Origin of the sequence: Myxococcus sp. CA039A (genome assembly GCF_013336645.1) — a bacterium.
Classification (GTDB): domain Bacteria; phylum Myxococcota; class Myxococcia; order Myxococcales; family Myxococcaceae; genus Myxococcus; species Myxococcus llanfairpwllgwyngyllgogerychwyrndrobwllllantysiliogogogochensis.
In genome coordinates, this window is record NZ_JABUMQ010000119.1 from 18959 (window position 1) to 29214 (window position 10256).

General features: G+C 70.9%; 5 protein-coding genes. 1 reads left to right on the forward strand and 4 read right to left on the reverse strand.

Annotated features, from left to right (window positions below):
• Window positions 1-47 precede the first annotated feature (47 nt).
• Window positions 48-677, forward strand: coding sequence for a TetR/AcrR family transcriptional regulator (locus HR086_RS20810; RefSeq protein WP_141644442.1), 630 nt, complete (start codon window positions 48-50; stop codon window positions 675-677).
• A gap of 31 nt (window positions 678-708) precedes the next feature.
• Here the strand turns inward: HR086_RS20810 and HR086_RS20815 are convergent, their stop codons facing one another.
• The 4 genes from HR086_RS20815 to HR086_RS20830 all read right to left on the reverse strand — a co-directional run bounded on the left by HR086_RS20815 (window position 709) and on the right by HR086_RS20830 (window position 10149).
• Entirely contained in the window at window positions 709-2055 is a 1347-nt protein-coding gene (locus HR086_RS20815) for a sorbosone dehydrogenase family protein (protein WP_254626410.1), read from the reverse strand.
• Window positions 2056-2349: 294 nt separating this feature from the next.
• The gene (locus HR086_RS20820) at window positions 2350-4980 is read right to left on the reverse strand and encodes a PQQ-dependent sugar dehydrogenase (protein ID WP_254626411.1); all 2631 of its coding nucleotides are present in this window, start codon (window positions 4978-4980) and stop codon (window positions 2350-2352) included.
• A 137-nt stretch (window positions 4981-5117) separates the two neighbouring features.
• Entirely contained in the window at window positions 5118-6188 is a 1071-nt protein-coding gene (locus HR086_RS20825; protein WP_174459679.1) for a YXWGXW repeat-containing protein, read from the reverse strand.
• Window positions 6189-6369: 181 nt separating this feature from the next.
• Window positions 6370-10149 (reverse strand): tetratricopeptide repeat protein, encoded by a 3780-nt coding sequence (locus tag HR086_RS20830; protein WP_174466489.1) that lies wholly within the window; start codon window positions 10147-10149, stop codon window positions 6370-6372.
• Window positions 10150-10256: the final 107 nt, after the last annotated feature.

Consider the following 10256-nt stretch of genomic DNA (forward strand, 5'->3'; position numbering starts at 1 on the left):
GAGGGTCCTGGACGCCAGCGGCGCGGTCCGCCAGACTTCGAGGGGCGATGAGCCGCGCTTCTTCCCGCCCGCCGAGCCCTTCCACCTTTCGGACCTTCGAGGAGATTCGCGCCCGGCGCCGGGGCCCTGGGCTGACGGCCGAGGACTGGGCGGACGCGGCGCTGTGGAGCCTCGTCGATGGCGTGGATGCGCTGTCGGTGGAGCGCCTGGCCGGGAAGCTGGGGGTGACGAAGGGCAGCTTCTACTGGCACTTCAAGGGACGCCCGGCATTGGTGCGGGCCGCGCTCGAGCGGTGGGAGCAACTGGCCACCCAGGATGTCATCACCCGCCTGGACGCCCTGCCGACGCCCGAGGCGCGGCTGCGTCAGTTGCTCGTGGTGACGTTCGAGCCCGAGCCCGCGGGCAGAATCGAGGTGGCCATCGCCGCCGCCGCCGCGAATCCACTCATCCAGCCGGTGCTCGCGCGCGTGTCCCGACGGCGCATCGACTATCTGGTGTCTTTGTACCGGGCCATGGGCATGCCACTTCGGGACGCTCGCGCGTGGGCGCTCCAGGCGTATTCCACCTACGTGGGCCTGCTTCACCTGTCCATCGCCAGCCCGGACACGCTGCGCTCCGCGCGGGAGCGCTCCGACTACGTCAAGCACCTCGCCCGGGCGCTGATGCCCTCCACGTGAGGCCTGGCAGGTGGAGGGGCGCTGGCGGTGACTACGGCGACGGCGGTTGATGGACGGTGCCGATGTAGTTGATACGGCGGACCTCTCCGCCGTCCTCGTACGTCGTGTAGTAGAGCGACGTCCCGGTGCTGGAGGGGCCGAAGCGCAGCGATACCGCGGAGCCGCTGCCCAGGCCGGTGGCGAACGCGCTCACCGTCACGGCGCCTCCAGGGCCTTGGGTCAGCTTGAACACCTTGCCGCAGACGAAGTCGCTGAAGAAGTACGCGTCGTCATCGTTGGACGCCCACGCTCCCTGCGGCACGAAGGCGCCCCCGGTGATGGAGTTGCAGCCCTGGAAGGGGGAGCCGCCGGGGTTGGCGCCATGCTTGTAGTCGAACAGCGGATTGGTCATCCCGGCGGGAGGTGCTCCGCAGTTCGTGGCGGAAGCGGTGACACAGTGTCCCTCCCGCGTGTTCCAGCCGTAGTCCGCTCCCTCGATGCCTTCGTCTATCTCCTCCCAGACGCTCTGGCCCACGTCGTTGATGAAGAAGCTGCTCGTGCCGGGACGGAACGCGATGCGGAACGGGTTGCGCAGGCCCGTGGCGTAGATCTCCTGACAGGGGCCGGTGCCTGGCGGAACGCCCGCGGGGTTGCCACAGCGTCGGGCTCCTGGCGCGTCGAACCAGGGGTTGTTCGGGGCCATGTTGCCGTCCTTGCGGACGCGCAGAATCTTCCCGAGCAGCACGTCCAGCCTGCGCGCCGTGTTGTTCAGTCCGCCGCAGCGACTCGGGTCCCCGAGCTGGCAGCCACCGTCACCCACGCTGATGTAGAGCCGCCCGTCCGAGCCGAAGGCCAGGTCCCCTCCGTTGTGGTTGCCCGCGGTGGAGGGGATGTTGTCCAGCAGCACCACCTCGCTGGCGGGATTGATGGTGTTTCCATCCGACAGCGTGAAGCGCGAGACGCGGTTCACCGGCACGTTGGGGATGTTCGTCCCGCAGGTGTTGAACTTGTTGAACGTGTAATAGAGGAAGACGTGGGCCGTGTTGATGAAGTTCGGGTCCACCGCGATGCCCAGGAGGCCCCGCTCCGAATCGCTGCACAGCCTGGCGGAGAGGTTCAGTGCCGGCGTCGGCAAGAGCACGCCCCCGGTGAACACTCGCAACTGTCCCCCTTGTGTGGTGATGAGCAGCCGCCCATCCGGCGTGAAGGCGAGCGCGGTGGGCTCCGAGATGTTCGTCACCAGTGCGTCGGTATACGACGGCGGCAGGGTGATGGCGGCGCGCGTGGCGCCGACTTCGTCAGGGGCTTCGGCCATGTCGGACGAGGGTTCGGGCGCGCAAGCCACGGACAGGAGGAGCAGGGGCAGTACCCGCGCGAAACGACAGGGCCAGGGGGGCATGGGAGACTCCGAATGAGAGGCGTGAGGCGCCATGGCCCTTGGCGCCAGCGCTGACTTTTCGCGAGCTTGAACGCGGCTCCTTGTCGGTGGGTGAACGGGGATGCCTGGGGCCTCCACCGTGGCTGTCCGCCGGCGCTCAGTGGTGGTGGTCGCCGGGGTGTCGTTCCTGTCCAGAGGGCCGCCGCCAGCGGGCGTCGTGTCCTGTGCACGAGAGCGGTGGCGGGGCACGCCTCGCCGGGGCGCGACTGACTCCGTACGGGAGACAGCGCTGTTCCGGGCGAGGTGTGTCCTGGACTACTGCTGCTCCACGTCCACGAAGTTGACCTTGTTGTTGGCGGCGCCGCTGCCGTTGGTGAGCGTCAGCCTGCCGTCGGAGACGTTGACGGTGGTCGTCGTGGTGAAGAAGTGCGTGGTGGCGGTGGGCGTTCCGGACAGCGCGGGCTGTCCTTCCAGCGCGAGCGAGAAGACGCTGTCGACGTGGTCCGGGTCTCCAGCGGCAATCGTCACGCGGTACTGGCCGGAGGGCACGGCGAGTTCCCACACGGCGTTCGGGTTCTCCGTCTTCTGCAGGTGCGTGAAGGTGTCGTAGCGCGCGTCCGGTGAGGCCGCGCTGCCCCTCGCGCGGGTCTGCGTGGAGTTGTCTGTGTTCCATCCGTAGGACAGCCCGTTGCCCCGGTCACCGAATGTCAGTCCGGTGTCCGCGACGTAGCCGGAGGGTACGGCCGAGGTGGCGGGCAGGAAGTCCACCCGGGCCGCGAAGCCGTTCTGATAGGTGGCGGAGAGGCTGGAGTTGGACGCGGGCGTCAGGTAGCCGTGCGCCAGCGCGCCGCCGTCGGACCAGGAGGCCCAGACCTTCCACACCCCGCTGGAGTCGGCCTGCGAGGGCGCCGCCACGTTGAGCGTGTAGCGCTCCCAGGACTTGATGACGGTGGGCGTGGTGAAGGAGGTGCCATTGACCTCCATCGTCAGTCCCGAGGGCACCGAGTCCAACGCCACATCGACGACGTGGGGCAGCAGGTTGCGCGTCACCGTGGTGGTGCGTCCCTGGGAGTCGGTGGCGGTGAGCTGCACTTCCACGAAGTTCGTCAGCACCGCGGGCAGGTCTTCCGGCTGGGGCGCGGTGAGGGGAATGTTGTTGCCGTTCGTCGCCGCGAGCAGCGGGTGCGTGTGTTCGTTGTGGTGCAAGAGCGCGCGCCAGGTGAGCTGCGTTGCCGGCAGCGTGCCGTCCTCCGCGTCGGTGGCGCTGCCCGTCAGCACCAGGGGCTGGCCCGCGTAGAAGCGCAGGCTCTCCAGGGGGCCGGTGATGACGGGCACGGGCGCGGTGTTGCCCGCGTCGATGCGGAGCGTGGCCGCCTGCGCGGACGTGGCGCCGCGCGCGTCGCGCACCGAGAGGGAGGCCGTGAAGGCGCCGCTCGCGGTGTAGACGTGGCTGGTGGTGGCGGCGGTCGTCTCCACTCCGGCGCTGCCGTCCCCGAAGTTCCAGACGTACGTCAGCGCATCCCCGTCCGGGTCGCTGCTGGCGCCGCCGTTGAAATTGACCGTCAAGGGCGTGGCGCCCGCGGTGGGGCTCGCGGACAGCGCGGCCGTGGGTGCCCGGTTGCGCGTGCCGGTGAAGTCGATGCGGCGGACCTCTCCACCGCCCGCGTACGTCGTGTAGTAGAGCGACTGGCCCGTACCGGCGGGGCCGAAGCGCAGCGTCACCGCGGAGCTGCCCCCCAGGCCGGTGGCGAACGCGTCCACCGTCACGGCGCCCCCCGAGCCTCGCGTCAGCTTGAACACCTTGCCGCAGACGTAGTCGCTGAAGAAGTACGCGTTGTCATCCGAGGAGGCCCAGGCCCCGGGAGGCGCGAAGGTGCCACCGGTGATGGAGTTGCAACCCTGGAAGGGCGAGCCCGTGGGGTTGGTGCCGTGCTTGTAGTCGAACAGCGGATTGGTCATCCCGGCGGGAGGTGCCCCACAGCTGGTGGTGGAGTTGTTGGCGCAGTGGCCCTCGCGCGTGTTCCAGCCGTAGTCCGCGCCCTTGATGCCCTCGTCGATTTCCTCCCAGACGCCCTGGCCCACGTCGTTGATGAAGAAGGTGTTGGTGCCCGGCTGGAAGGCGAAGCGGAACGGGTTGCGCAAGCCCGTGGCGTAGTTCTCCTGGCACGGCCCGGTGCCTGTCGGCACGCCCGTGGGGTTGCCGCAGCGACGGCTGCCGGAGGCCGCGTACCAGGGGTTGTCCGTGGGGATGGTGCCGTCCTTGCGGATGCGCAGCATCTTCCCGAGCAGGACGTCCAGGCGGCGCGCGGTGGTGTTCTGGCCCGCGCAGCGGCTGGGGTCTCCGAGCTGGCAGCCACCGTCACCCACGCTGACGTAGAGCAACCCGTCCGCGCCGAAGTGCAAATCACCTCCGTTGTGGTTGCCCGCCGTGGAGGGGATGTTGTCCAGCACCACCAGCTCGCTGGCCGGGTTCACCACGTTCCCCGTCGACAGCGTGAAGCGCGAGACGCGGTTCACCGCGACGTTGGTGATGTTCGTGGTGCAGGTGTTGAACTTGTTGAACGTGTAATAGAGATACAGATGGCCGGTGCTGCTGAAGTCCGGGTCCACCGCGATGCCCAGGAGCCCGCGCTCCGAGTTGGTGCACAGCCTGGCGGCGAGGTTCAGCGCCGGGGTCGCCACCAGGACGCCACCCGCGAAGACGCGCAGCTGTCCTCCCTGGGTGGTGATGAGCAGCCGCCCATCCGGAGTGAAGGCCAGCGCGGTGGGCTGGGAGACAGCCGTCACCAGCGCATCGGCATACGACGGCGGCAGGGTGATGGCGGCGCTCGTGGTGCCGACCTCGCTCGGGGCTTCCGCCGCTTCGAGCGAGGGCTCGGGCTCACACGCCACGGCCAGCAAACACAGGGGTACCAACCACGCGAAACCACGAATCCAGGATGTCATGGAGCACTCCAGGGGGAGGGTCATGAAGCACCTTGGATTTGCTGTTTAATCTTGATTTTCGCGAGTCTGAACGAGGCTGCTGTCTGCCAGTGAACGGCGGAGGCCGGGGCGCCTCCGCCTTGGGTGCCGGGCGATGTTCAGTGGCGGTCACCACGTCCCCGGCCGCGGCCATGGCCATGGGAGCCACCGCCGGCGGGCGTCGCGTCGTGGGTGCGCGAGCGCTGGCTGGGGGAGCGCCAGCGGTCCTGGCGTCGCGACGGCTGCTGACCCTTCCAGCGGTCATCGCGGTGCGAGCGGTCATTGCCACGGTTGCGCCAGGAGTCATCGCGGTCGTGGTGCCTGGGGCCGCCGCGGTCCCTCCAGTAGCTGTGGTAGGTCGGCGAGCGCCAGACGCGGTCATGCCGGTAGTAGTGGCCGGAGGTCCGCCACGGGCGGTGGTAGTAGTAGCGGACGGCCGGCGCGCGGTACCACGTGTGGGCGAAGTAGTTGGGGTGGCCCCAGCCCACGGTGACGCGCGCGTGGCGGAAGACGGGGATGGTGACATTCACGGAGCCGCGAGGCGCCCAGCCTCCGCCGAGGAAGTGCCACGCCAGTCCGCGCTGCACCCAGCGGGGCGAGACGAAGACCAGGTCGGCTCGCGGCGGCGCGGCCCACGTGCCGTCCACCCAGTCCCAGTCGTTCCCGGACCAGTACCAATAGCCGGGCTCCCACACGAGGTTCGCGGAGGGCGCCGCCGGGCGCATCTCCTGGCGAGGCGCGGGAGGCGCCTGCTGGGTGGAGAGCGTCTCCGCGGAGACGGCAATGGGAATCTCCACCTCCGTGGTGCCCTGGCGCGCCCAGCCGCCGGAGACCCAGTACCAGGAGCCCCGGTCCTCTTCCCAGTAGCCGTTGACGAACTGGTAGCCCGCCATGGGGGCCACCCAGGTGCCGGGGTTGAAGCGCCACTCGCCGCCGTCCCAGTACCAGTGACCGGAGGCCCACACGGCGCCGGAGTAGGGCCGCCGCGACGGCCGCTCCGTGGGCAGCGACGGAGGAGGCTGGGGGGCCATGGGCGCCATCTCCTCGTCGGAGTCCTCGTCGTAGTCGCCGTCGGCGTACTCGCGGCCGTCATCGGCATAACCCGTGTCCGAGGGCACCGGGGCTGTCTGCGCCTGCACCACCGGGGCCGACAGCAGGGCCACCATCCAGAGCCAGCTTCGAGGACTCATGACGTCGTCTCCGTGTTGAGAATGCCATCCCCCTCGCGAGGGACATCGATGGGCCTTCAGACGCGAGCGGGCCTCCCGTATTCAACCCGGGAGGCCCGCCGAAGTCGCCGGAAAGGGTGGGACGCCGGGGGGCCAGGCGGGCGACGGAGCGTCCGCTTCCCGCTGGCCGGCTCGGCCTGGACTACGGCTTCACGAGGAACATCTCGCGTGTCTGGATGAGGTCCACGTCGCCGGTGAAGCCGGAGAACTGCTCGTACTGGCGCGGGGCGACGCGCGCGCGGGGCAGCCGCAGCGACTCCGTGATTGTGAGCGTCGAGCCCTCCTGCTTCTCCGTGCGGGTGAAGCGGCCGAACGGGTTCTTCACGTCGAGCGCCGGCTGCGGGTCCGGCAGCTTCCAGCCGGAGGGCAGGGCCACCGTCACCTGCGTGCTGCTGGCCTCCGTGTTGTCGATGTACAGCGGCGTGCGGCGCGAGCTGAGCTGCACGTAGCGCCGTCCGAGCTGCGCGGGGAAGGTGAGGGGTCCCAGCGCCATGCGCTTGTCGCCCTCCAGTCGCCCGAAGCGCGGCACGGTGAACTCGTAGCGCAGCACGAAGGGCGCGCCCACCACGTCCTCGTGGTCCAGCTTCACGCTCGACAGCGCCGCGCCTCCGAAGTACCGCGCCACCGCGCCCTGGAGCGCCTGGTTGCGGCTCTCCGCGGACAGCTGGTTGAAGGCCTCGGCCAGCTGCGCCGCCTCGAACCCCAGGTATGTCTCCTCGCCCTTGCCGCTGAGCTTGCCTTCCGCGTCGAGCGACAGCGTCAGCCGCACCTGCTTGCCCGCGGACTCCTTCATCGCGGGCGTCTTCACCACCTCCAGCTTCCGGCCCGGCTCCGGCACCAGGTACGCGTCACGCCCGCCCATGGCGAACTCCGGCAGCTCGCCGAAGGGGCCAAAGCGCACCGACGTGTCCACCCACACCGGCTCGCTGCCCGGCACCTCCACGCGCAGCGCCGCGTAGGGCAGCAGGCTGTCGTTGGGGAAGAGGTAGTCGTTGGGGTCCACGTTGAAGGTGCGCACCGCCGCCACGCGCGAGGGGATGCCCAGCTCCTCCAGGCCCGCCTTCAGCACCGCCAGCCGGCTGCCCCGGTCCTGCGCCACCGTGGACGCCGCGGACTGGCCCAGCCCGTTGTCCCGTCCGGAGAAGCGCTGCATCACCGCCGCATGCAGCGCCTTCACCGCGTCCAGGCCCTGCTTGCCCTGGGTGGCCTTGCGCGTGAAGTCCACGACTTCCGCCGTGCGCAGCCAGCGGTCCTGGAAGGCGTCGCCGTAGACGCGAATCAGGCCCTCGTTGCCCGTGGCGCCCGCGCCCACCATGACGAAGGGCAGGTACTCGTTGCCGGAGGGAGGGGCGTCCGGCTCGGGGATGAACGGCGGCACGCGGCGCGCCTCGTAGTGGAAGACCTCCTCGTCGCCCTTCACCGTCGGCGGGGGCGCCTTCATCCCGTGCGCGTCCACCTTCATGCCCGAGCCCTTGGGCGCCACCACCGTGTACGTGGTCCACGCGTTGGGCTGGTTGGCGATTTGGAAGTAGAACGCGGACGCCGTGAAGCCCGGCTGCGCGGGGCCGCGAGGGCTCTCCGCGAGCAGGTACTCCACTTCCACGCTGTCGCCCACCTGCACGCCGGGCAGGCTCACCGTGTCCTTGCCCTCGATGTTCTCCGGCTCCAGCACGCGCCCGTCCGCCTTCAGCGTGCGCAGCGCCAGCACCTGAGCGCCGCGCGGCACATTCACCTCCGCGATTTCCTGCACGCCCGACTGCTCCAGCGCCTTCTGGATGGTGTGGATGCGGTTGACGATGCTGCCGTCGGGGTACACGCGCACCGCCGCCGCATCCAGCACGAACACGGCCGCGCCGCCGGTGACGGGCTCCGCGTCGTAGGCGCGCATCGCCTCGCGTCCCTCGATGGCGTGCTCCTGCAAGAGCTCCTTGCCCGTCTTCGCGCGCTCCACCGCGCGCCGCAGCGACAGGTCCTCGCCCTCCAGCGCCAGCGCCTTCTCCCTCAGCGCGAGCGCCTCCGCGCTCTGTCCCGCGTACTCGCGCACGTCCGCCATGCGCTTGAGCAGCTCCGCGTTGCGCGGCCACGTCACCGTCAGGGCCTGGAGCACCGCCAGCGCGTCGTCGTGGCGGCGCAGCCCCACGTAGAGGGTGGCCAGCGACGTGCCCGCGCTCACGCTGGTGGGGTCTCGCGCCAGCATCTCCGCGAAGGCGCGCGCGGCCGTCTCCAAATCGCCGCGCGTGCGCGCGTGGTCGGCCCGCCGCGCCTGGACGCCAGGGCAGTTCTGCTGCGCCTCCACGAGCGCGTCCGAGCGCTCCACCGCGTCGCGCCGCCGCGCCAGGTTGTACTGGAGCCCCAGCGCCTCACACAGGTTGGGCTGAATCTGCAGCGCCGCCGCCAGCGACTCCTCCGCCAGCGCGTCCACGTCCAGCGTCAGCGCCGCGCGCGCCCGCATCAGGAACAGCGGGAAGCCCGGGGGCTGCACGGCCTCGCTCGCCGTCTTCAGCGTCTCCAGCGCGGAGGCGGGCTGGCCGTCGTCCATGAAGAGGTCCGCGCGCAGGAGCAGCGCGCCCACGTTGCCCGGGTCCTTGGGCAGGAGCGCTTCCAAGTCCCGCGTGGCCCGACCGCGCGCCACCTTGGCGGGCACCGTGCGGTCCGCCGCCGCCAGCTCCGCGCGCAGCGACAGCAGCGCGGGCGTCGTGGCCTCCACGTCCGCCATCAGCCGGCGCGCCCCGTCCGCGTCGCGCGACAGCCCGTCGCGGGCCGCGAGCACGGTGGACAACAGGTCTCCGGCCTCACCGGACAGCGCGTCCTTCAGGCTCTGCGTCGTGGGGTACACGCCCACGGCCTCGGACGTCTTCGGCGCGCTGCCCCAGGACGCGGGGGCCGCGCCCGTGGCGGCGGTGAAGCGCACGTTGGAGGGCCGGCCGTCGGCGCGCATCAGCGAGAAGGACAGCACGCCGGAGGTCGCGCCCTTGAGCTGGCGGACGATGAAGCGGTGCTTGCCCGCGGGCAGCGCCACGGCGCGGGTGGTGACGGTGCTGGTGGCACGCTCCCAGCCCCGGCGCTCCATGAGCGGCGCGCCGTCCACGAGGAGCTGGTGGGTCGCGGCGCTCACCGAGCGCGCCACGTAGGTGGCCGCTTCCGGCACCTCCGCGTCGAAGGCCATGAGGTAGACGTCGCCCTCGCCGGGCTCGCCCGCCAGGTCCAGCCGTCCGTCCGGCGCGAGCAGCTTGCGCGGCGTCACCGTCCCGAAGGCGCCGGTGAAGGGGCCCGCGAGCGAGCCGTCCTGCTTCGTGGGGAACGGCTCATCCCAGGACAGGACGTGGAAGGCGGAGAAGGGGCCCACGAGCGTCGCCTCGGACACGCCGCCCAGCTCCCGCAGCACCGCGTCGCGCGCCTTCGTGTCCCCGCGCGCCACGGCGACGGACAGCCGCGCGCCGCGCAGCAGGTAGGCCGTCTCTCCGGTGGCGCCCGCGCCGAGCGCCTGCTGCGCGGCCTTGAGGATGGCGTCATCCAGCGGCGGCGCGGTGCCCACGGTGTCCAGCGCGTAGCGCGCGGCGATGAGGGCCAGCGGGTGGGTGGGCGCGCGCGTCACCAGCTCCAGCGCGGCGGTGAGGGCCCGGTCCGGCCGTCCCGCGCGCCGCGCGAGCAGGTGCTGACCGATGAGCGCGTACGGGTCCCCCGGGTCCTTGGCGATGGCCGCGTCGAAGCGCTGCTGCGCCTGGACGGAGTCGCCCGCGAGCAGGTGCGCGTGGAAGCCGGCGAACGCGAGCGTGCGCGCCTCGTCCGAACCGGACTGGGCTTTCTCCGCGGCGGACTCCAGCACGCGCGGCGCGATGCTGGCGGAGGAGGGTGAGTGGGAGCAGCCCGAGAGGCCGGCGACGAGAGCGAACGCGGTCAGGCCGCGGCGGAAGGTGCGCATAGGAGGGTCGAGGGATAATGCAATCCCCCGTCACTGGCCATATTCCCCTGCGAGTCTCTGTCCGCTTCGAGTGCTCGGAAGGGGGCTAGCGGCGCTTGCCGTTCTTC